22 protein-coding genes are annotated in these 21,695 nt (G+C 64.7%); 15 read left to right on the top strand and 7 right to left on the bottom strand.

What is annotated here, in order from left to right:
- Positions 1–206 precede the first annotated feature (206 nt).
- A complete protein-coding gene (locus JQ632_RS33135) occupies positions 207–1,061 on the bottom strand; it encodes a DUF2147 domain-containing protein (protein ID WP_212406856.1) in 855 nt (284 codons plus the stop codon).
- 229 nt (positions 1,062–1,290) lie between these two features.
- Between JQ632_RS33135 and JQ632_RS33130 the strand changes: the two genes are divergently transcribed.
- The 3 genes from JQ632_RS33130 (at position 1,291) to JQ632_RS33120 (ending at position 4,279) form a co-directional block, all read left to right on the top strand.
- The gene (locus JQ632_RS33130) at positions 1,291–2,064 is read left to right on the top strand and encodes a DUF2147 domain-containing protein (protein WP_212406855.1); all 774 of its coding nucleotides are present in this window, start codon (positions 1,291–1,293) and stop codon (positions 2,062–2,064) included.
- Between the two features lie 261 nt (positions 2,065–2,325).
- A complete protein-coding gene (locus tag JQ632_RS33125; protein ID WP_212406854.1) occupies positions 2,326–2,640 on the top strand; it encodes a hypothetical protein in 315 nt (104 codons plus the stop codon).
- Positions 2,641–2,803: 163 nt separating this feature from the next.
- Positions 2,804–4,279 (top strand): FecR domain-containing protein, encoded by a 1,476-nt coding sequence (locus JQ632_RS33120; protein WP_212406860.1) that lies wholly within the window; start codon positions 2,804–2,806, stop codon positions 4,277–4,279.
- 227 nt (positions 4,280–4,506) lie between these two features.
- On the opposite strand, the gene JQ632_RS33115 is transcribed toward JQ632_RS33120, so the two are convergent.
- Together JQ632_RS33115 and asd are read right to left on the bottom strand one after the other, a co-directional pair.
- Positions 4,507–5,076 (bottom strand): NUDIX hydrolase, encoded by a 570-nt coding sequence (locus JQ632_RS33115; RefSeq protein ID WP_212406853.1) that lies wholly within the window; start codon positions 5,074–5,076, stop codon positions 4,507–4,509.
- A 62-nt stretch (positions 5,077–5,138) separates the two neighbouring features.
- Complete coding sequence (asd, locus tag JQ632_RS33110; protein WP_212406852.1) at positions 5,139–6,002, bottom strand: archaetidylserine decarboxylase; 864 nt, start codon at positions 6,000–6,002, stop codon at positions 5,139–5,141.
- 35 nt (positions 6,003–6,037) lie between these two features.
- On the opposite strand from asd, the gene JQ632_RS33105 reads away from it, so the two are divergent.
- A complete protein-coding gene (locus JQ632_RS33105) occupies positions 6,038–7,702 on the top strand; it encodes an aminotransferase class III-fold pyridoxal phosphate-dependent enzyme (RefSeq protein ID WP_212406851.1) in 1,665 nt (554 codons plus the stop codon).
- 183 nt (positions 7,703–7,885) lie between these two features.
- Here the strand turns inward: JQ632_RS33105 and JQ632_RS33100 are convergent, their stop codons facing one another.
- The 3 genes from JQ632_RS33100 to JQ632_RS33090 all read right to left on the bottom strand — a co-directional run bounded on the left by JQ632_RS33100 (position 7,886) and on the right by JQ632_RS33090 (position 10,444).
- Complete coding sequence (locus tag JQ632_RS33100; RefSeq protein WP_212406850.1) at positions 7,886–8,545, bottom strand: hypothetical protein; 660 nt, start codon at positions 8,543–8,545, stop codon at positions 7,886–7,888.
- 121 nt (positions 8,546–8,666) lie between these two features.
- Entirely contained in the window at positions 8,667–9,356 is a 690-nt protein-coding gene (locus tag JQ632_RS33095) for a class I SAM-dependent methyltransferase (protein WP_212406849.1), read from the bottom strand.
- A 35-nt stretch (positions 9,357–9,391) separates the two neighbouring features.
- Positions 9,392–10,444 carry a glycosyltransferase family 1 protein gene (locus JQ632_RS33090; protein WP_212406848.1) on the bottom strand — a complete coding sequence of 351 codons (1,053 nt, stop codon included), beginning with the start codon at positions 10,442–10,444 and terminating at the stop codon, positions 9,392–9,394.
- Positions 10,445–10,715: 271 nt separating this feature from the next.
- Here JQ632_RS33090 and JQ632_RS33085 point away from each other — a divergent pair, with 271 nt between their 5' ends.
- The 6 genes from JQ632_RS33085 to JQ632_RS33060 all read left to right on the top strand — a co-directional run bounded on the left by JQ632_RS33085 (position 10,716) and on the right by JQ632_RS33060 (position 14,635).
- Entirely contained in the window at positions 10,716–11,444 is a 729-nt protein-coding gene (locus JQ632_RS33085; RefSeq protein WP_212406847.1) for a L,D-transpeptidase, read from the top strand.
- A gap of 89 nt (positions 11,445–11,533) precedes the next feature.
- Positions 11,534–11,884 (top strand): hypothetical protein, encoded by a 351-nt coding sequence (locus JQ632_RS33080; RefSeq protein ID WP_212406846.1) that lies wholly within the window; start codon positions 11,534–11,536, stop codon positions 11,882–11,884.
- 154 nt (positions 11,885–12,038) lie between these two features.
- Positions 12,039–12,431 (top strand): cytochrome c family protein, encoded by a 393-nt coding sequence (locus JQ632_RS33075; protein ID WP_212406845.1) that lies wholly within the window; start codon positions 12,039–12,041, stop codon positions 12,429–12,431.
- Positions 12,432–12,521: 90 nt separating this feature from the next.
- Positions 12,522–13,250 carry a dienelactone hydrolase family protein gene (locus tag JQ632_RS33070; RefSeq protein ID WP_212406844.1) on the top strand — a complete coding sequence of 243 codons (729 nt, stop codon included), beginning with the start codon at positions 12,522–12,524 and terminating at the stop codon, positions 13,248–13,250.
- Between the two features lie 18 nt (positions 13,251–13,268).
- Positions 13,269–13,790: a GNAT family N-acetyltransferase gene (locus JQ632_RS33065; RefSeq protein WP_212406843.1), complete on the top strand. Its 522-nt coding sequence runs from the start codon at positions 13,269–13,271 to the stop codon at positions 13,788–13,790.
- Positions 13,787–14,635 carry an SMP-30/gluconolactonase/LRE family protein gene (locus JQ632_RS33060; protein ID WP_212406842.1) on the top strand — a complete coding sequence of 283 codons (849 nt, stop codon included), beginning with the start codon at positions 13,787–13,789 and terminating at the stop codon, positions 14,633–14,635. The genes JQ632_RS33065 and JQ632_RS33060 overlap by 4 nt, the downstream gene beginning before the upstream one ends.
- Positions 14,636–14,654: 19 nt before the next feature.
- Here the strand turns inward: JQ632_RS33060 and JQ632_RS33055 are convergent, their stop codons facing one another.
- Positions 14,655–15,047: an MAPEG family protein gene (locus tag JQ632_RS33055; protein WP_212406841.1), complete on the bottom strand. Its 393-nt coding sequence runs from the start codon at positions 15,045–15,047 to the stop codon at positions 14,655–14,657.
- Between the two features lie 233 nt (positions 15,048–15,280).
- Here JQ632_RS33055 and JQ632_RS33050 point away from each other — a divergent pair, with 233 nt between their 5' ends.
- The 5 genes from JQ632_RS33050 (at position 15,281) to JQ632_RS33030 (ending at position 21,691) form a co-directional block, all read left to right on the top strand.
- Positions 15,281–16,849: a DUF4403 family protein gene (locus JQ632_RS33050; RefSeq protein WP_212406840.1), complete on the top strand. Its 1,569-nt coding sequence runs from the start codon at positions 15,281–15,283 to the stop codon at positions 16,847–16,849.
- Between the two features lie 452 nt (positions 16,850–17,301).
- Positions 17,302–18,444, top strand: coding sequence for an ABC transporter ATP-binding protein (locus JQ632_RS33045; protein ID WP_249152713.1), 1,143 nt, complete (start codon positions 17,302–17,304; stop codon positions 18,442–18,444).
- Between the two features lie 76 nt (positions 18,445–18,520).
- The gene (locus JQ632_RS33040; RefSeq protein ID WP_212406839.1) at positions 18,521–19,579 is read left to right on the top strand and encodes an ABC transporter substrate-binding protein; all 1,059 of its coding nucleotides are present in this window, start codon (positions 18,521–18,523) and stop codon (positions 19,577–19,579) included.
- 22 nt (positions 19,580–19,601) lie between these two features.
- Positions 19,602–20,864 carry an ABC transporter permease gene (locus tag JQ632_RS33035; protein WP_212406838.1) on the top strand — a complete coding sequence of 421 codons (1,263 nt, stop codon included), beginning with the start codon at positions 19,602–19,604 and terminating at the stop codon, positions 20,862–20,864.
- Entirely contained in the window at positions 20,861–21,691 is an 831-nt protein-coding gene (locus tag JQ632_RS33030) for an ABC transporter permease (protein WP_212406837.1), read from the top strand. The genes JQ632_RS33035 and JQ632_RS33030 overlap by 4 nt, the downstream gene beginning before the upstream one ends.
- Positions 21,692–21,695: the final 4 nt, after the last annotated feature.

The following is a 21,695-nucleotide window of genomic DNA, read 5'->3' as shown; positions in this document are numbered from 1 at the left end:
CAACAGACCTGAACGAAACAAGAATTGTGTTACCCATGTCGTCGGTTTGAACTGTTACCCATCTCGCCGGTTGCTCACGCGAAGCGCCGGGTGAGGGGTTCTCCCCGCGATCTCATCCGTGGGGAGAAACCCCTCACCCGCCGAGCTTCGCTCGGCACCCTCTCCCACAAGGGGAGAGGGTGCACCGAACGAGCGGTGAGGCGGATCTACGACCGCGCGCCACTCCCCTGTCGCTGCGTCGTCAGCAGCTTGCCCTGCCGCTCCTCGATCCGCGTCCAGAAGTTGCCGGAGCAGAAGAAGCGGCCGAGTGCGCAGGCTTCGACGTGAAGCCTGTTTTGGCTCTTCAGCGTCATCGTCGCATAATAAGTGTTGCCGGTGTCGCGACTGTAGACGCTGCCGCTCCAGACCGATGCCGATTTCGGCTTCATGTTGACGAGCACGCTCTCGCCCTTGTCCGACGCGGCCTCGGTCAGTGCGAAGCCGCAGAGCGCTACACCGCAGCGCTCGATGCGAACGGTGCCCTTTCCGCCCTCGGTTTCCCATTGGCCGAGTGGCCCATCGACGGGATCGTCCTCGCTCCGCTGCGAGACCGGCGTGATGTCCGGTTTGGCGGGAGGCGGAGGCTCGAGGGACGATGTCTTCGGCGGTTCGATTTTCGGCGGCTCGACCTTCGGCAGCGGCGGTAGCGCGACATCCTGCGCAGTGGTGGAGGCAAGCACCGGCGCGGCCGGCGGTAGAGGCGGCGGCGCCGCAGCAATGATCGGCGCAGCGGGTTTGACCGGAGCAGGTGAAGGCGTGCAGGCCGGCGCGGGAGCGGTCACTTGTGCGGGCGGGATCGGAGGTGCGGCGATCGGCGCGGCCGCCTCGACCCTCGGCTCGGATTTGCGCTCGAACGGGCCGGACGACGAGACCGAGACGCAGGAGCTCGACCTGCAGTTCCGTGGCGCCTCGATATGGATGTGCCGGCCCCCGATCACAAAAGAGTAGGAGCCGGCTTCCGCGGACGAGCTGATCGCCATCGGGACGATGAACAATCCAAGGAGCATTCCAAGTCGCTTCATCGGAGCCTCCCAGAGGATGGCTCAAAACTTACGAGAAGGTCATCTGGGCTGAATGTGATTTTGCTCACCCTTTGCTCCCCTTGGCTCACCCTGCATTCAGGGTTTGCGGAGCGGGCGTCGTGACGTCAGTCACAGAAGGTTTGCGGCGCACGGCCTAGGGTCGAACCACGCTGAAGGTTCCACCGACTCCAGGCCATACCGATTTCACCGAGCATCTTGGGAGGGTGTCATGAAGAAGCTCTGTATCGCCGCCACCGCTCTTTTCCTTGCCTCAACCGCCGTCGCGCATGCCGGCAGCTCGATCTCCTTCGAGATCGAAGGACAGAAGATCCACATCCAGGCGCCGAAGAATTGCGCCTCGCTGAACTGCGTCACCATCGTGGCGCCAGGCCTGTCGAACAAGCCGATCACGTTGAAGGACATCGACCTTAAAGGTTTCGGCTCCAAGGATAACGACGACGTCGCGTCGAACACAACGACGACGCCCGCGCCCGCACCGGCCGCTCCGCAGACTCAGGTCCAGGCTCCGGCTTCCGTCGCTCCGACCGTTACCGCGCCGCCGGCACCGTCCACCGCGGTCGCCGCTGCTGCGCCCGGCGTCGGCTTCGATACCTCGACCACGACCGCGCCTGCGCCCGTTCCCGCTCCGGCTCCCGTTGCTGCGCCGATCGTCACCGCTCCGGCTCCGGTTGCCGCGGCGCCTGCGCCGGTTGCCGTGCCGACCACGCCGCTCGGCTTGTGGGCGACCGAAGAGAACAAGGGCAATGTCCGCGTCGAACAGTGCGGCGCCAATCTCTGCGGCTACGCCGAGAAGTCCAACGAGAAGATCTTGATCAACATGCGCCCTGATGGCGCCAAGTGGACCGGCCGCATCCACGACCCCGACTCCGGCCGCAACTACGACTCGACGATCGCGATGAAGGGCCCGAATGCCCTGCGCGTACAGGGCTGCGCCTTCGGCGGCATGTTCTGCGGCGGCCAGACCTGGAAGCGCGTGAGCTGACGCGCAGCGTCATCCCGGGGCGATGCGCAGCCTCGAACCCCATTGCGCAATTGCGCAATGTGGGATCCCGCTCCACAACTTCGAGATTCCGGGTCGCGCTCTGCGCGCCCGGAATGACAAACAAAGAGTTAATGAAACAAATCCCGCACGCGACGAAACCATTTTGCGTTCGCACGACAAATTTCTGAAACGACCCTCCCCTACTTGTCCCGCCCGACGACGCGCCACTCCGGCGCTGACATTTCTTGAGGGGACAACGGAATGGCCTTCATCGCTTCGACGATCCGCAACTGCACCATGCTCGCGGCAGCAACCTTCGTGCTGGGCACGCTTTCGACGGCATCCTACGCTTACACGCAGGAGCAGGAGCAGATGTGCACCGGCGATGCGATGCGCCTGTGCAGCTCCGAGATTCCGGACGTCGACCGCGTCACCGCCTGCATGATCCGCAATCGCGCGCAGCTCAGCGACGGCTGCAAGGCTGTCTTCAGGTCCGAGCCCGCGGCAACGCCCGCCAACTATTCGCCGGCGAAAACCTCGAAGCCGATGAACATCGATCCGCACAAGCGCGGCTGATCCAACATCTTGGTCTGATGATGGCGCCACGTCCCGAAAACCGGGGCGTGGCGTTTGCTCGTGATGCGCGCTTGTGACACAAGCGTTCATCCGCCATTCAGCCGGCTCCGGCTGAAATCCGACGACCTCGCCTGTTTTCCAATCGGGACTCCTCGTGGCATTGATGCTGGCCTGGCGCCGCTGCGCCATTGCGCTCCCTTTGTTGGCGCTTCCATTGCTGACCCCCGTCATGGCTGGCGCGAGCGATGCCCGCGCGTCCGGGCGAATGGAGCTTGCGCAGGCACAACCGACGCCTGACGCAACACCGGCCGCGCCGCAAACCCCCGCTGCATCGACGCCGCCGACTGCGGAGCCGGTCGAGGAGCCGATCGGCAACGTCGCTGCGGTCACGGGGATTGCGACCGTGATCCGCAACAAGAACTCGATCTCGCTGAAAGTTCGCGACGACATCTATCTCAACGACACCGTGCAGACGGCGTCGAGCTCGTCGCTCAGCATCACCTTCAACGATTCCACGACGTTCAATCTCTCGGCCTCCGCAAAGATCACCATCGACAATTACGTCTATGAGGACGGCGGCAAGCAGAACGCGGCGATCTTCGACGTCGGCAAGGGCACGGTCGCCTTCGTTGCCGCGGCGGTGGCCAAGACCGGCGACATGACGATCACGACGCCGACCGCGACGCTCGGCATCCGCGGCACCACCGGCGTCGTCGAGGTGCCGGAAAGCACGAGCGCCGGCGCTGTGGCGGCCAACAACGTCAACATCAAGCTCTATCCCGACGCCGACGGACGGGTTGGACGCATCGAGGTCAACGACCGCACCAGCGGCGGCCGGCTCGGATTCCTGACGCAGGCCTCCAGCGGTTTTGCGATCCGCCCCGGCACCGGCGGCATGCGCTTCGCCGCCGTGCCCATCACCATCCCGCAGCAGCAGATCGCGCGCGACCAGGGTTTTGTCCGCCAGGTGCATTTGGCCCAGACCACGGGACGGCAGATCGTCACCGAGCAGCGCGACTTCCGCCGCGCCAATCCGGGCGTGCTCAACCCGAACCGCCCGCAGCGGCAGGGTCAGCCGGGTCAACCGCCGCAGCAGCGGCCGAATGCCGTGCCGGCGCAACCGCAACAGCAGCAGCGTCCGAACGGCCAGCCGGGCCAGAACCGTCCGGGTCAGCCGACGCCGCCGGGTACGCCTAACCGTCAGGGCACGCAGCCGCCGCAGCGGCAGGGCGGTGCCGCGCAGCCGGGCGCGCCGCGCGCAGGACAAGGGCAGACTCCGGGCACGCCGCGCGCGGGTCAGGGTCAGCAGCAAGGCACCGGTCAGCCGGCGGGGATTCCACCGCGCGGCGGCCAGACCACGCAGCCCGGCGGCCCGCCGCAAACTCAATTGCCGCGTAACGGGCAGACACTTCCGCAGCAAGGCGGCACCACGCCGGCGCAGCCGAGCGTGACGCCTACGCCAACACCGCGCACGGGATTGCAGCCCGGACAACCCGGCGCACCGGCAGCACTTCCGCCGCAGCAAGGCGGCGTCCAGCGCGTCCCCGGATTGCAGCAGCGACTGCCCGGTGTGCAGCGGCCCGTCGCAGCGCCAAGCAAGCCGGCGCCTGCGCCGAAGGAGAAGAAGGAGCGGCGTTGAGTCTTCTTCCTTCTCCCCTTGTGGGAGAAGGTGGCGTAGGCGGCCTTCGGCCGCCGTTCTTAAGAACGCCGAAGCGAAGCTTCGGCTACGGCGCCGGATGAGGGGTCTCTATCCGCGGAGACAGACCCCTCACCCCAGTGAGCTCTTGTCTCCCAACGGAGTTGCCCTCTCCCACAAGGGGCGAGGGCACAGCAACGTACACCGCCAGCACGGCATCTCGTTCAATCTCACGCCTCGCCGCGCAGCCAGGCTTTCACCTTCTGCAACAGGCCGTGACGCAGTGCGTCGACGGAGGCGGCTTCGGCCGGCGTCAGCGTCTGCATTGCGGCCTCGACGTCGTCGAGCGCAAGCGGCGGCGTTGCTTCGGCCTCGATCGCCGGCGCGACGCCGGCGGCCGCGAACGCGACGGGGCCGACATGGCTCAGGAAGGCGCGCTCATATTCGCGCGAGAGACGTTTGACGGCGTCCTCCAGCGTCACCCAATCCACCGCCTTGATATCGTTCATCAGCTTGCGGACCGGCGCACCATTGGCCTCCATGCGCCAGAAATGCACGATCTTTGAGCGGCCGCCGGATTGATAGGCCAGCGTGCCCAAAAACTCGTGCACGGACACATCATGTCCCGTCTCTTCGAGCACCTCGCGATGCGCGGCTTCCTTCGGCGTCTCGCCGTCGTCGAGCTTGCCCTTCGGCAACACCCATTCATTGCGCTTGCGTTGGCGCACGACCGCGATCAGCGGGGTCGCACCACGCCGCAGCACAATTCCACCTGCCGCCAGAACCGGCGCCCGCGCCATCGCTCGTGACCTGTCGTGTTGTCCCCACGACGATAAAGGGCGCCGACACGGCGGAATGAAGGCTACCTTCGGCGAAGCAGCGGCTGACCCGCGCGTATGCGCGCGCCTTCGGCAATGCCGTCACAGAACGCGAAGTCACCGGGCGCGAGCATGATGATGGTCGAGCCGTGCTCGAACCAGCCGAGTTCCTCGCCCTTCTTCACGTTGACGTCGCAGGGAAAATTGACCGGTCCCCAGGTCTGCGCATTCAACACCATGTCGAGAAAATGCAGCCGGATGCTGGCGACCAGGATCGCCGCGACAGGCACCAGCGTCACGGCCTCGCCAGAACTGAGATGCGTGCGGATCACCGCGCGCTCGTTCTTGCAGAACAAGCGCTCGACCCGCTTCAGCGCAATCGGATTGACGTTCCAGACATCGCCGTGGATCAGCGTCACGCGCTCGATATGCGCGTCATAGGGCGCGTGGAAGCGATGATACATGCTCGAGGTCAGCCGCACCGTGAGGAAGGTGCCGTTGCGATGCTGCTCGACGACCGCGGGATCGCCGACGAGGTCCAGCAGTGAGTACGGCGCGCCCTTGACCTGAAACAGCTCGGTGTCCGCAATCCGTCCGTGCGCGCCGACGATGCCGTCCGAGGGGCTGGCGACGATTCCCGGGTCCATGTCAAAGGGGCGCAGGCCCGGCTTCAGCTCCCGCGTGAAACAGTCGTGCAGGCTCTTGAAATGCGTCTTGCGCGCCTCCGACAAATCGAGATCGGAGAACAGCTTCCAGAGCGCGATCGAGCCGTCGCGCACCAGCGGATTCTCGATCTTCGAGAACCAGCCCATGAAGCGGGTCAGCGCCGCCCGGGGGATACGGTTGGTGAGCAGGAAATTGAGGTCTTCCTGCTGGGTGAAAGAGGCGATGAGGGCTTTGACTGTCATGAATCTGTCAGCTCACAGGGTTAGCGCTTGTTGTCATGGAAACGACACTCCCGATTCTCTCATTGTCCGTGGCCGCCGCAGCGTCCGCTGCCGCCGCCTTCCCGAAGCTGAAAGCGCGGATCGCGCTCTCGCGCGCCAAACATCGCTCGCTCGCCGGGCACTCCAAGATGTCGCGCCGGGTGGCGCGGCTGCTTCCGTTCTACGAATTCGGAGACGACGATTACTTTGCTTGCGACGGCGCGCCGGCGAACATCGCGGCCCAGCGCCAGGACGGCTTCTTCCGCCTCGCCGGCCTCTACGCCGAGCGCTACCCCAAGGGACGCGCGATGACCAAGGAGGCGGCGGAAAAAATCTCCGACCTGCACTTCACCGAGAGCTACCGCGTGCCGTTCCAGTTCTCGCGCCTGGTGCGTGAAAACCTGGGCACCTCGACCTTCATGGAATCGTCCGACGGCGTCACCGTGACCGACGTCGACGGTAACGTGTCCTACGACCTCACCGGCTCCTACGGCGTCAACATTTTTGGCAACGACTTTTACAAGGAGTGCATCGAGGGCGCCGAGAAGCGCGCGCATGCGCTCGGACCGGTGCTCGGGCCGTACCATCCCGTCATTCTCGAGAACGTCGCGCGGCTCTGCCAGATCTCCGGCCTCGACGAGGTCTCCTTCCACATGTCCGGCACCGAGGCCGTGATGCAGGCGGTGCGGCTTGCGCGCTACCATACCAGGCGCACGCATCTCGTCCGTTTCGCCGGCGCCTATCATGGCTGGTGGGGCGACGTGCAGCCCGGCGTCGGTAATCCCATTGCCGCGCACGAGACCTACACCCTCGCTGAAATGTCCGAGAAGACGCTCCACGTCCTGCGCGCGCGGCACGACATCGCCTGCGTGCTGGTCAATCCGCTGCAGGCACTGCACCCGAACGCCAACGCGCCCGGCGATTCCTCGCTGGTCGATTCCTCGCGCGGCGGAAGCTTTGACCGACAGGCCTATACCGACTGGTTGAAGAAGCTGCGCGAGGTCTGCACCGAGCGCGGCATCGTACTGATCTTCGACGAAGTTTTTGTCGGCTTCCGTCTCGCGCCCGGTGGCGCGCAAGAATATTTCGGCGTGCGCGCCGACATGGTCACCTACGGCAAGAGCCTCGCCGGCGGCCTGCCGGTCGGCGTCGTCTGCGGCAAGAAAGAGCTGATGCGTCGCTTCCGCGACGATCGGCCCGCCGACATCTGCTTCGCCCGCGGCACCTTCAACTCGCACCCCTACGTCATGACGGCGATGGACGAGTTCTTGAGTCGACTCGCCAGCCCGAACTTCCGCGCCGTCTATGACGGACTCGATGCGACCTGGGACGGCCGCGCCAAACAGCTCAACAAGATGATGACCGAGCGCGACCTGCCGGTGGGTGTCGCCAACCTGTCCTCGATCTGGACGGTGAAATACACCGTGCCGTCCCGCTACAACTGGATGCTGCAGTATTATCTGCGCGCCGAGGGCCTGTCGCTGAGCTGGGTCGGCACCGGACGGCTGATCTTCAGCCTCAACTACAGCGAGGCCGACTTTTCGGAAGTCGCCGATCGTTTCGTCCGCGCCGCCGAGAAGATGAAGGCCGACGGCTTCTGGTGGCACGACGGCGTGCTCACCAATAAGCAAATCAAGCGGCAAATCCTGAAAGAGATGTTCGCCAAGCGTTTTGGGCGCTGAGGGCAATCCGACAACCGCCGTCATGGCCGGGCAAAGCCGTCCGAAGGACGGCGTCGCTTCCGCTCGCCTATGCCCGGCCATCCACGCGTGTCCACGCGAACGCTCAAAGACGTGGATGCCCGGGACGAGCCCGGGCATGACGTAACCATGAAACATCGGAGTGCTTTGGAGCAGCAGCACGCTTTACGCGTGCTGCTCTTCGAGCCTGGGCTCGGGGATGAGGCCGAGCGTGTGCTCGGGCATCAGATGCAGGCCGGGGTCCATCAGCTCGCCGCGGAGCAGCGCGAACGGCGCCTTGCGGTAGAGCATCAGATCGTGGAAGGGATCGGTGAGGATCTTGGTCATCCAGACGAGGCCGGTCTCGACGTCGCGGATGAAGAACAGGTGCACCGTGCGGAACAGAAGACCGCCGCCGCCGACCACGAGCCAGATTTTTGCAACCTGACGCATGAAGTCGGTCGCGCTCGCCCACGGCGTGAACAGGCCGAACAGCGTCGGATCGAGGAGCAGCACCAGCGGTGAGAAAGCCCAGATCGACATCAGCACCACCTTGCGCTGCAGGTTGTAGCCGACCTTGATCTCCTCCTTGTGCTCGTGGGTCGCCTGGTTGATGTGGTCATAGCCCTTCGGCTCGAAGAAGAAGTGACCGGCCTGGCGCGAGGTCATCGACACCAGCCAGCCGACCAGCGCCGAGACCACGGGATCGATGAACAGCCAGACATAGGCGAGCAGGAAGCTAGCCGCGCTGATGAAGTGCAGGCTCTGATTGATGCGGCTGTGGTGATAGTAGCGGTGGTCGTCCCAGCGCTGGATCCGCAGTTGCTCGAGGTAATTCTTGATCATCGTCACCCCCAAAAAGGTTTTCGGGTATGGGATACAGAGATTCGATGTACGCCGTGTGACATCATGATCATGTCATATGACATGGACAGCGACGCACTGACGCACGCGAACGCAAGGCGACTCAAGCGGCCTTGGCGACCTCGACCTTGCGGAAGCGCACCAGCGAGAAATGGCCGAGCGGCGGAATCAGACGGCGCTCGGCGAGCTCGACGCCATGCGCGCCGGCAAGCCACTTCGCGTAGCGCGACCAGGCGAACTCGGCGGTGCGGAAGCCGAGCGGACGCACCACCGGCTGGAGCCGCTGCTCGATGAAACGGCGCATGCCGGCGTCCGCGCTCACGCGCGTCAGGATGATCAATTCACCGCCGGGGCGCAGCACGCGGGCAAATTCGTCCAGCGCGACTTCCGGGTTCGGCACGGCCGTGACGACATACTGCGCCATCACGACGTCGAAGGAATTGTCGGGAAATTCGAGCTTTTCGGCATCCATCACCGCCAGCCCCTCGACATTCTTCAGCCTGAGCTCGCTGACGCGGCGGCGCGCCTTGTCGAGCATGGCCTCCGAAATGTCGGTGCCGAAGACGCGGACGTTGTTGGCGTACATCGGCAGCGAGATGCCGGTGCCGACACCGACCTCGAGCACACGGCCGCCGATCTTGTTGGTGGCCGAAATCGCCGCCTGCCGCCCCTTGGCGAACACACCTCCGAACACGAGGTCGTAGACCGGCGCCCAGCGATCATAGGCCTGCTCGACCGTGCCGCGGTCGAGGTCGAGTTGCTGAGTGCCGTCAAGGTTCAAGGTCTTGGCCATCGCTGAGGTTCTCGCTGTGGTTCGGTTAAGGGATTTCAGCCGCGCACCGGCTGCCGCGCCAGCACCGGGACGGGACGCAGCACACGGCTGGGCTGGAGTGAGGTGAGATTGCCGACGAACTGACGCGCACTGTTCTCCCAGGAGCGCGCCAGCGCAAAGTTGCGGCAGGTCTCGCGCGACATGGTGAGCGCGCGCAGACACGCGGCGCGCAGATCATCGTCGATCGCGCCGATCGGGTGATCGGCGATGACGTCCTTTGGTCCGGTGACTGGAAATGCCGCAACAGGCGTGCCGCAGGCCAGCGCCTCGAGCTGCACCACGCCAAACGTGTCGGTGAGGCTCGGGAATACGAAGACGTCGGCGGCCGCCAGATGCGCCGTGAGATCGGCGCCCTTCTTCTCGCCGAGGAAGACGGCGTCGGGATATCTTTTCTCGAGTTGCGCCTTCTGCGGGCCGTCGCCGACGACGACCTTGGTGCCGGGCAGATCGAGCGAGAGAAACGCGTCGAGATTCTTCTCCACGGCCACGCGGCCCATCGTCATGAAAGTCGGACGCGGAAGGTCGAGCTCTGCGGGGCTATCGGGGTGAAACAGCGTCGTGTCGACGCCGCGGGTCCAGAAGCCGAGCCGCTTGAAGCCGCGCCCGGACAATTCCTGCCGCAGCGACGGCGTCGCGACCATGGTCATCGCCGCTGCGTCGTGGAAGTGCCGCAGCACGGCGTAGCCGACGCTATCAGGGATTCCGGTGCGCACCGAGACATATTCCGGAAAGCGCGTGGTGTAGGAGGTGGTGAAGGCGAGCTTGTGCCGCCGGCAATAGGCGCGCGCGGCCCAGCCGATCGGGCCCTCGGTCGCGATGTGCAACGCCTCGGGCGCGGCCTTCTCGATCCGCCGCGCGATCTCGCCGCGGTTCGGCAGCGCGATGCGCAGGCCCGGATAGGTCGGCAGCGGCAGCGACGGAAAGCCGTCGGGCGTCAGGAAGTCGATCTCGACATCGAGCGCCTTGGCGGCCTTGGCGAGCGAGGTCAGCGTCCGGACAACACCGTTGACCTGCGGATGCCAGGCGTCGGTTGCGATTAATACCCGCATGGGAAAATCCCGAGAGTTTGATGATTCTCGGTTTCCGACGTTCAACCATGGATATTTCAGGCGTGTGACGTCACATAAGTGTCGGCACAGCTTTTTCGCGCTGCCTGCGCGCGGACAGCCATGAAACCGTCATGAAACAATCCTTGCCGCGACGAAACCTTTTTCGCCGGCTCGCGCAAACGTCCCGAAACTTTTTGTCGTTACGGATCTAGGCAACGGAACACCGCGCGGGCCGTGGTGATCAAAAATCCGATCCATACAGGGGCGATCAATGCTGAATCTGGACACGTTCAAGACGTTTTCGCGCGCCTTTGCCTTCGGTGCAGTGGCGGTTTCCGCGATCGCATTCGCAGGTCAAGCCAAGGCCGCGCCCGTGCAGCTCTTCCCCCTCTTCGCACCGCCGCCCGGCTACGCCGCGCCGCAGCCGCAGTTTCAGCCCTTCCAACCGTTGCAGCCCTATCAGCCGGCCTACCAGCAGCCGTACCAGGCCGCACCGTCGGAGGATCAGGACTCAGTCGAGATGCCGGCGCGCTTCCGCCGCCAGACCGTGAGCTACGCCACGCGTGAAGCGCCGGGCACCATCGTCATCGATACGCCCAACACCTATCTCTATTACGTGCTCGGCAACGGTCAGGCGATTCGCTACGGCATCGGCGTCGGCCGCGACGGTTTTACCTGGTCCGGCATCCAGTCGGTGACCAGGAAGGCCGAGTGGCCCGATTGGACCCCGCCGCCGGAGATGATCGCCCGCCAGCCCTATCTGCCGCGTCACATGAGCGGCGGCCCCGGCAACCCGCTCGGCGCCCGCGCCATGTATCTCGGTGGCACCATCTATCGCATCCACGGCACCAACGCCCCCGACACGATCGGCAAGCGCGTCTCCTCCGGCTGTATCCGCCTGACCAATGAGGACGTCACCGACCTCTACTCCCGCGTCAACGTCGGCACCAAGGTCGTGGTGCTGCCGATGACCGATCGCCGCGCCGATCTCGCGCGCTGACCTCACGCGCTGGTCTGCAGAGCATCGCCATACGAACGGCCCCGGACATTCGCCGGGGCCGTTTGCTTTTTTGAATTCGGGAGAAGCTGATGCGACGGGCTCTAATTTCTGCGCTTGCGATCGTCCTTGCGACGACCGCAGCCACTCGAGATGCATTCGCCGAGAAGAAGATCCAGAAGGTGCTAAAGGCCGATATCGCGGGCTGCGACAAGGCTCCACCCAATATCAGATCGGATTTCCTTGCCCACGTGAAGCGATCCTGCGAAGGCAAGACGCAGTGTCGCGTCGGTCCAACCCAGCTTTATGCGTCCGCAGACCTGTCGACATGGCAGTGCAAGAAAGGCTTCTCCGTCAGGATTAGTTGCGGCAGGTCCGACATTCAGGAATATCCAACTGATGTCATGACCCAGAAGATCGACGTCTTCTGTGACGCGCCCTAGCGACAAGCCCGGCCGGACGCGAGGGGCCGCCGCGCTGATTGCGAGGGGCATTGTGTCGCGTACGGTTCCGGAACTCACCGGCGCCGTTTTCGTTTGCAGCGTGCGTGGGCGACCTTGCGCCTGACGGTGCGAGCGCGACGCGAGGGAGACGCACATGCGATGGCTTTTGATAGCAGGCACGAGTGGACTTGCGCTGATCCTCGCCGCGTCCGCGGGACTGGCCCAGCAAGCGACCTCCGATGGCGCGCCGCAGCAGGCGTTCAACAATTCCTGCAGGACGTGTCACACCGTGAAGGAAGGCGACAATCGCCTCGGCCCCAACCTGCACAAGATCATCGGGCGCAAGGCCGGCTCACTGCCCGACTACGCCTATTCCTCCGCCATGAAGGACGCAGGCTTCGCCTGGGACCAGGACAAGCTCGCCCGCTTCATTGCCAATCCGGATGAGATCGTGTCCGGCAACAAGATGAAGCCGTACACGGGTCTCTCGGTCGAGGAGACCGGCAAGGTCATCGCGTATCTGCAATCCGCGGGCGGGCAACCGTAAACGAGATTGCCGCAGCGCCGGCCAGCGCGACAATCGAAGGTTGCTTCGAGACAACCGCTATGGTCTGTTCGTCCGGCGAAGGACGACAGAATGAACAAGACGATCCTAAAGTATCGCGACAGCGTCACCGCGCTCCAGGGCATGCTCGTCAGTACTGACGCCGCCTCCGGCAAGCGGCCCGGCGTAATCCTGTTTCCGGATGCACGCGGTATCGGCACCCATGCCATCGCCTGCGCAGAGCGGCTCGCCGCGCTTGGCCTCGTCGTGCTGGTCGCCGATCTCTACGGTGAAGGCAGGACGGCGCCCGACGTGCCGCAGGCCCACAAGCTGATGAACGGCTTGCGCGCCGACACCGCGCGCTGGCGCGAAAGAGCAGAAGCCGCGCGCACGGCGCTGGCGCAGCACGAAGCCGTTGATCCTTTGAGGCTCGCCGCGATCGGATATTGTTTTGGCGGAACGACGGCGCTGGAGCTGGCGCGAACCGGTGCAGCATTGGGCGCGGTCGTGGCCTTTCACGGCGGGCTCACGAGCGAGCGGCCTGACGACGCGGTGAACATCAAGGCAAAAGTGCTGGTCTGTCACGGCGCCGCTGATACGCTGGTCACGATGGCCCAACTCGCCGCGTTCGAGCAGCAAATGGGCAAGACCGGCGTGGACTGGCAGGTCCACGTCTATGGCGGCGCGGCGCACGGCTTCACCAATCCCGAGCTCATCGGCGCGGGGCTCCCGGACCTCGCCTATCACGAGGCCGCCGATCGCCGCTCCTGGTCGGCCATGCTCGGCCTGCTCGAGGACGTCTTTGCGGTCACGCTGCGTTGACGTGAAAAGCGACCGGACATGCCGCAAGCCCCCGACAGCATAACCATCCGCCTCCTCACGCAGGCCGACGCCCCGCTCTACAGGCAGATCAGGCTGGAAGCGCTCGCAGCGAATCCCGAAGCCTTCGCCAGCACGCTCGAACGCGAGCGCGACATGCCGGTCGCCTGGTTCGAGGAACGGCTTGCGACCTCCGAGGTATTCGGCGCCTTCAGCGAGCAAAAGCTCGTCGGCTTCGCCGGATTTCGCCGGCAGGACGGGACGAAGATCGCGCACAAGGCCGTGCTGTGGGGCATGTATGTGCAGCCCGCGGCGAGAGGTGTTGGCGTCGGCAAATCCCTGGTCGAGGCCGTCGTGGCGCATGCCGCCGCGCGCGTCGAACAGCTTCAACTGACCGTCGTCAGCGAGAACGCCGGCGCGTTGCGTCTCTACGAAAGCGCGGGCTTCGTCGCGTATGGCCGCGAGGTACAAGGCCTCAAGCAGAACGGCCGGTACTTTGATGAGATACTGATGACGCTATTTCTCGCCGGGAAGCGCCAATGAGCGAGACGCAACTGAAGACCGTCCTCGACGGCGGCAAATATTTTGAAGCGCCGCGCTGGCATGCGGGGCGGCTGTGGTTCGTCGACTGCATGGCCCGCACGCTGCTGAGCATCGGCGCGTCAGGCGACCGCCTGGAGCACGCGACCTTCGAGGACACGCCATGCGGGAGCGGCGTCCTGCCGGACGGACGGCTGATCGTGCTGACCATGTTCCGAAAACGCCTGCTGGCCTTCGCCGACGGGCAGCTCTCGCCTTACGCCGACCTGTCGGACATCGCCACCGGCACCATCGACGACATGATCGTCGACGGGCTCGGCCGCGCCTGGGTCGGCGATCTCGGCTTCAACTTGCCGCCTCCGCCCGGGTGCGGCGCTGACGGGCGTATCATCCTGGTGACGCCTGATGGCGCGAAGCGTGTCGTCGCCGAAGGCTTGCGCTTTCCCAATGGCATCGCGGTTACCGCCGATCACAAGCGGCTCGTCGTCGCCGAGATGGATGGCGAATGTCTCGCCGACTATGATGTCGCCGACGACGGCGGCCTGCATCTTCGTCGCAGGCTCGCCTGCGGCAAGGAGCCCGACGGCATCTGCCTCGACCACGACGGCGCGGTCTGGGTCGCATCCTACGGCGAGGACGCCTTCATCCGCATCGATCGCGACGGACAGGAGCGGCAGCGGATTCACGTACCCGGCCGCCGCGGCATCGCCTGCGCGTTCGGCGGTGCCAATCGGAAGACGCTGTACTGCATCAGTGCAGCCACCTCTCCGGAGGAGCTGCGGCAGCGCAAATCGTCGGCGCGGATCGATGTCGTCGACGTCGAGACGCCGGGATCGGGTTATCCCTGAGCACGCCCGGAGACTGGGCCTATTTGATCAGCTCCCAGAAGATCCCGACCTCCGCAACGAAGGCCAGGGTGAAAAGGATGGTTCGCAAGTAGGGAATTCCGGCCCAGTAGACGATGGCGTGCGCGAGCCTCAGATAGAAGAAGCTCGCCGCCCAGAACGCGGTCATCGCGTTTGCTTTTCCCGCCAGTTGCGCGGTGAGGACGAGTGCCGCGTAGGGCGCGAAAACCTCGATCGCGTTCAGATAGGCGCGGTGCGCGCGCTGGCCCCATGCCGGCACCGGCCGCGGCGCGGGATCGACATAGTTCTTCGGCTCCAGCGGTCCGTTGGTCCTGACCTGGCAGACGATATAGGGAATCCACAAAGCGGCGGTCAGCATCGCCGTCAAAACCATATATTTGAGGTCGGTTGTCACCTTAGCCTCCTGACATGGAATGCTCCGGCTGCGGGGCGCGAGCCGGTCGCCCCCATAGACGAACGGACCGATCCCGGATCGACATGCGCCCTGAGGCTTTTTCGTTCACTCGATCGTGCTCGGAGGCGGGATCGTTCCGGCTCTGAACGAGCGTTTTCGCCGGGTTTCCGCCACTCTGGCGCCGCCTTCCCCCGCCCTGTAGACTCGCGTACCAGGGGCCGGCCGGGGGATTGATGCGTCTGACGTTGAACTTGAAGACTGTTTTGATCGCGGTCGCGGTGATCGCGGTGTCGTTTTTCATCAGCCTGAAGGCGATGGACTGGCTGTCGCCGCGCGGCACGGGGCCTGCGCCGGCCGTGGCGCAATTGCCTCCGCTGCCGCCGGCCGCGCGCAGCTCGGTCGTGATCGCCCCCGTGGCGATTGCGATCTCGGCGATCCGCGAGGCCGCCGAGAAGGGCGCGGCGCGCAATTTTGCCGGCAAGGCCGACAACCCGATCTCGCAGATCCTCCAGAACGCCGATATCGGCTGGACGGCCTCGCGCGGGCCGATTGCCGCCAGCGGCGACAAGGACGTGCTGACGCTGTCGACGCCGCTGACCGGCAAGCTCAACGTGACGGGGTCGCTGTCGTCGAAGGCCACCGGCGCGCTCGGCGACGCGCTCGGCGGCGTGCTCGGCAATAACGCCGCCAAGCAGATCGGCGCCGTCAACATCAAGAACCTGAACGCCAGCGCCGAGATCAAGGGCAATGTCGTCATCACCTCGCGACCCAAGCTCGCGGCCAACTGGCATCTCGAGCCCAATCTCGGCGCGCAGGTCAATCTCGGCGACACCAACGTCAACGTCGCCGGTGCCAAGGTCAACGTGCCCGCCCAGGTCAAGCCGCTGATCGACAAGACGGTCGGCGAGCAGCTCAACGCGGTCGGCGAGCGCATTCGCAACGACCCGAGCCTGCGCGACAATGCCAGGACGCAGTGGGTGAAAGCCTGCCGCTCGATCCCGCTGCAAGGTTCCGGCGCGTCAGCATCGCTGCCGCCGCTCTGGCTGGAACTGAAGCCGGTGCGGGCGATCGCGTCGCAGCCGCGCGTCGACGCGTCCGCGGTCACGCTGCTGCTCGGCATCGAAGCCGAGACGCGCGTCACCTCGACGCCGACCAAGCCCGACTGTCCGTTTCCAGACAAGATATCGATCGGACCGCCGAGCGGAACCGGCGTGAACATCGGCGTGCCGATCGACGTCCCCTTCACCGAGATCAACAAGCTCGTGGCTTCGCAGATGGTCGGCCACACCTATCCCGAGGACGGCTCCGGCCCGGTGGATGTCACCGTCAAGAGCGTCAACGTCGTCCCGTCGGGCGAGCGTCTGTTGATCTCGCTCCTGGTGCGCGCCAAGGAGAAGAAGAGCTTCTTGGGGTTAGGTGCCGAAGCGACCGTGCACATCTGGGGCCGGCCGATGCTCGACCAGGCGCAGCAGACGCTGCGGCTGGCCGATATCCAGCTTGCGGTGGAGTCCGAGGCTGCGTTCGGGCTCCTGGGCGCGGCTGCGCGCGCGGTGGTGCCCCAGATCCAGCAGGCGCTGGTGCAGAAGGCGACGCTCGACCTGAAGCCGATCGCCGCCAACGCGCGCGAGAAGATCGCTGGCGCGATCGCCGATTACCAGAAGAACGAGGACGGCGTGCGCGTCGAGGCCAACATCTCGAGCCTGACGCTCGCCGACATCGCCTTCGACTCGAAAACCCTGCGGATCATCGCGGAAGCCGGCGGCACCCTGAACGTCCATGTGACGAAGCTGTCGGGGATGTGAGTTCTCTCCCTCTCCCCGCTTTGGGCAGGGCAATCGCATATGCCGATCACTTTCCTTCGGGATGCCCGCACCACAAGCTCGTCATGCCCGGGCAGAAGCGCGAAGCGCGTCTTCGCGCTAGATGTCCCGGGCATCCACGTTCTTCGAGCGGCGGTAAAGGTCGTGGATGGCTGGGACAAGCCCGGCCATGACGATGTGGAAACGCCTGCGTACAAGCTCTCCAGGGTCATATATGCGATTGCCCTGCCGCTTTGGGAGAGAGGTGAAGAAGTAACATGCGAATGCGCAACCGATGAGCGCGTCGTGACGAACTCATAATCACTTGCGGCGCTGGCATTCTTGTTGGAGGGTGCTAAGCTATTCCGCGCAACCTTGGAGAAGACGCTGCGCATGCGCAGCGGCAAAGAAGTTTCGATGACCGTGTCAGATGTTCATCGTTGTAGTTTGAGCCGATGCTAGTCGCGGCTCGGAGCTCATCGACGGGGCCCGAGGACGGCGTAGAAGGCGGCACGCCGCCGCTCGTGCGCTTTTCCGGCATCCAGAAGACCTATGATGGCGAGCACCTCGTGGTGAAGAACCTCGATCTCGACATCAGGAAGGGCGAGTTCATCACCCTGCTCGGCCCGTCGGGCTCGGGCAAGACGACCACGCTGATGATGCTGGCCGGCTTCGAGGTTCCGACCCATGGCGAGATCTACCTTGCTGACCGGCCCATCAAGAACATGCCGCCGCATAAGCGCGACATCGGCATGGTCTTCCAGAACTACGCCCTGTTTCCGCACCTGACGATCGAGGAGAACATCGCCTTCCCGCTATCCGTTCGCAAGATCAACAAGGCGGAAGCGCAGGAGCGCGTACGGGCGGCGTTGCGCATGATCAAGATGGAAACCCTGGCGCAGCGGCGGCCGGGGCAACTGTCCGGAGGCCAGCAGCAGCGCGTGGCGCTGGCACGCGCGCTGGTTTTCAATCCGCAGCTCGTGCTGATGGACGAGCCCCTCGGCGCCCTGGACAAGCGCCTGCGGGAGCAGATGCAACTGGAGATCAAGCAACTGCACGAGACGATGGGCATCACCGTCGTCTACGTCACCCACGATCAGAGCGAAGCGCTCACCATGTCGGACCGCATCGCCGTGTTCAACGACGGCATCGTGCAGCAGATCGACAAGCCCGAGACGCTGTATGAGCATCCGGTGAACAGCTTCGTCGCCCACTTCATCGGCGAGAACAACGTGCTGGCCGGTACCGTCGAGACGATCGAAAAGGAATATTGCCGCGTCGCGCTGGCTGGCGGCGGTGCCGTGACCGCACGGACGGTCAACGTATCGGGCGTGGGCGCATCGACCTCCCTGTCGGTGCGGCCGGAGCGGACTTCCATTATCCTGGACGGCACCTCCAGCGAAGGACCGAACCGCCTGCCCGCCAGAGTGCAGAACACCATCTATCTCGGCGACCACGCGCTGGCCGTGCTCGATGTCGCCGGCAACGGGGAGTTCATGGTCAAGCTTCAGCCGGGCGCGCATGACGGCCTGAAGCAAGGCGAAAGCGTGTTCATCACTTTTCGCCCCGATGATTGCCTGGCCCTCGATCCGGTCTGATCCAACTCGGCAGCTTTTATCCAACGCAAGCGGACATCAACCTCAACACAACTCACATCAAGAAGGAACGAAGACCATGCTGAAGCGCAAGATTGGCAAGATTGCCCTGGGTTTCGCCGCGGCGTTCACCGCCAGCGCCGCGCTGGCCACGGTCGCACAGGCGCGTGACCTCACCGTCGTGTCGTGGGGCGGCGCCTATCAGGATGCCCAGAAGAAGGTCTATTTCGAGCCGTTCAAGAAGGCGGCCGGCATTCCCATGAACGACGAGTCCTGGGACGGCGGCGTCGGCGTGCTGCGCGCCAAGGTCCAGGGTGGCGCCGCCACCTGGGACCTCGTCCAGGTCGAGAGCGACGAACTGGCGGTCGGCTGCGAGGAAGGCCTGTTCGAGAAGATGGACTTTTCCAAGATCGGCGGCGAGGCCGCCTATATGCCGGCGTCGGTCAATCCCTGCGGCGTCGGCGCCATCGTCTACGATTTCGTTCTCGGCTACGACAAGGACAAGCTGAAAGAGGCGCCTGCGGGCTGGGCGGACTTCTTCGACACCAAGAAGATTCCGGGCAAGCGCGCCCTGCGTCAGGGTCCGAAGACCACGCTGGAGATTGCGCTGATGGCCGACGGCGTCGCACCGAAGGACGTCTACAAGGTGCTGGCGACCGACGAGGGGATCGAGCGCGCGTTCAAGAAGCTCGACACCATCAAGGGCGACCTCGTCTGGTGGAAGGCCGGCGCCCAGCCGCCGCAATTGCTTGCCTCCGGCGAGGTGGCGATGACCTCGGTCTACAATGGCCGCATCGACACCGCGAACAAGAAGGAGAAGAAGAATTTTGGCATGGTGTGGGACGGCGCGCTCTTCACGCTCGACAGCTGGGTCATCCTGAAGGGGAGCCCGAACAAGGACGCCGCCTACAAGTTCCTGGACTTCGCCGGCAAGGCGGAGAACCAGTCAAAACTGTCGGAGAACATTGCCTATGGCACCTCGAACAAGGACGCAGCCGCGCTGATCCAGCCGGCCGTTCTGAAGGACCTGCCGACCGCGCCCGACAACATCAAGAACGCGGTCGAGATCAACGTTGCCTTCTGGCTCGAGAACATCGACCGCCTGACCGAACGCTTCAACAAATGGGCCGCGAAATAGCTCGCCCCGCAAGGCTCGACCAATGACGGATGCGCTCCTATCCGGCGCCAATGCATCGACCGAGGTGCCGCTCAAGCGCCGATTGAGGCGCGCGGAGCGGACACGCCAGGTCAAAGCATTGGCGCTGGTGCTGCCGCTTCTCGTCTTCCTGCTCTTCACCTTCGCGGGCCCTATCGCCGGCATGCTGTGGCGCTCGATCGACGACCGCGAGGTGCGTCAGGTCCTGCCGCAAACGGTCGCTGCTCTCGCCGGCTGGGACGGCAAGGACCTGCCGGACGAAAAGGCATACGCGGCGCTGGCAAGCGACATCCTGGCGGCGCGCGCCTCCGGCACCATGGCCATCGCGGCCAAGCGGCTGAACTACGCCCTGAACGGTTTTCGCACCATCCTGACCAGCACGGCACGCAATCTGAAGGCGGTGCCGGAGCCCGGCACCGCCAGAGAGACGCTGGGCAAGATCAATCCGGCCTGGCGTGAGCGCGCCACCTGGACGACAATCAAGGACGCCAGTGGCCCGGTGACCGGCTTCTACCTGCTGGCGGCGCTCGATCTTGTCAGGGACGTGGACGGCGCGATCGTCGCGGCGGCGCCGGATCAGGCCATCTACCGCAACGTCTTCATCCGCACCTTCATCATCAGCCTCGGCGTCACGGCACTCTGCCTGATCCTTGGCTTTCCGGTCGCCTATTTGCTGGCGACGCTACCGCCCGGCTGGTCGAATTTGCTGATGATCTTCGTGCTCCTACCGTTCTGGACCTCGCTCCTGGTCCGCACCTGCGCCTGGATCGTGCTGTTGCAGAGCAAAGGCGTCGTCAACGACAGCCTGCACTGGCTGGGCATCATCGACGAGCCGCTGCGCCTGATCTACAACCGCTTCGGTGTCTGCGTGGCGATGACCCACGTTCTCTTGCCGTTCATGATCCTGCCGCTGTACAGCAGCATGAAGGCGATCTCGCCTGCCTATATGCGTGCCGCCGCCTCGCTCGGTGCGCCGCCGGTCACCGCCTTCCTGCGGATCTACCTGCCGCAGACGCTGCCGGGCATCGGAGCCGGAAGCCTGCTCGTCTTCATCCTGGCGCTCGGCTACTACATCACCCCGGCACTCGTCGGCGGCGCCGCCGATCAGATGATCAGCTACTTCATCGCGCTCTATACGACCGAAACGGCCAACTGGGGCCTGGCCTCGGCGCTGGGCGCGGTGCTGCTGCTCGCCACCGTTCTGCTGGCCGTCGTTTACGGAAAGCTGGTGCAGGGCCAACAGGTCACCGGAGGGATGAAGAATTGAGCGACAATCCCTCCCTCCGCACGCCCAGCCAGCGCATCGCGTGGACTGCAACCATCCTCGTCTCCACGCTGGTGTTCATCTTCCTGATCGCGCCGATCCTGGCGATCATGCCGCTGTCCTTCAGCTCAGGCTCCTATTTGACCTATCCGCTGCCCGGCCTCTCCTTGCGCTGGTACGACGACTTCATCAACTCGCCACGCTGGATGAATTCGCTGAAGAACAGCATCATCATCGGCGTCGCCTCGACGTTACTGTCCATGGTGCTCGGCACGCTGGCAGCGCTGGGGCTGGCGCAGTGGAAAAGCCGGTTCAAGCCGCTGGTGCTGGCTTTCGTGCTGTCGCCGGTCGTCGTGCCCGGCGTCATTACCGCGGTCGGTCTGTATTTCTTCTTCGCGCCGATCGGATTGACCGGCAGTTATCTCGGCCTGATCCTGGCCCACACCGCGCTCGCGACGCCCTTTGTGGTGATCACGGTCGGCGCGACCTTGCAAAGTTTTGACACCAATTTGGCGCGCGCCGCAGCCTCGCTCGGGGCCTCGCCGCTCTATGCGTTCCGCCGTGTGATCCTGCCGCTGATCATGCCCGGCCTTGCCTCGGGCGCGCTGTTCGCCTTCGCGACCAGTTTTGATGAGGTGGTAATCGTGCTGTTCATGGCAGGGCCGGAGCAGCGCACCCTGCCGCGCGAAATGTTCAGCGGCATCCGCGAGAACATCAGCCCGACCATCACGGCGGCGGCGGTGATCCTGACGACGGTGTCGGTCATCCTGCTCGCCACCATGGAAGGCTTGCGCCGGCGCAACGAACGGCTCAAGGGCAGCAACGCCTGACACC

Origin of the sequence: Bradyrhizobium liaoningense (genome assembly GCF_018130955.1) — a bacterium.
In the GTDB taxonomy this organism is placed as follows: Bacteria; Pseudomonadota; Alphaproteobacteria; order Rhizobiales; family Xanthobacteraceae; genus Bradyrhizobium; species Bradyrhizobium liaoningense_C.
Note: the sequence above shows the minus strand (reverse complement) of the source record. Positions and strands in the feature narration are given on the sequence as shown.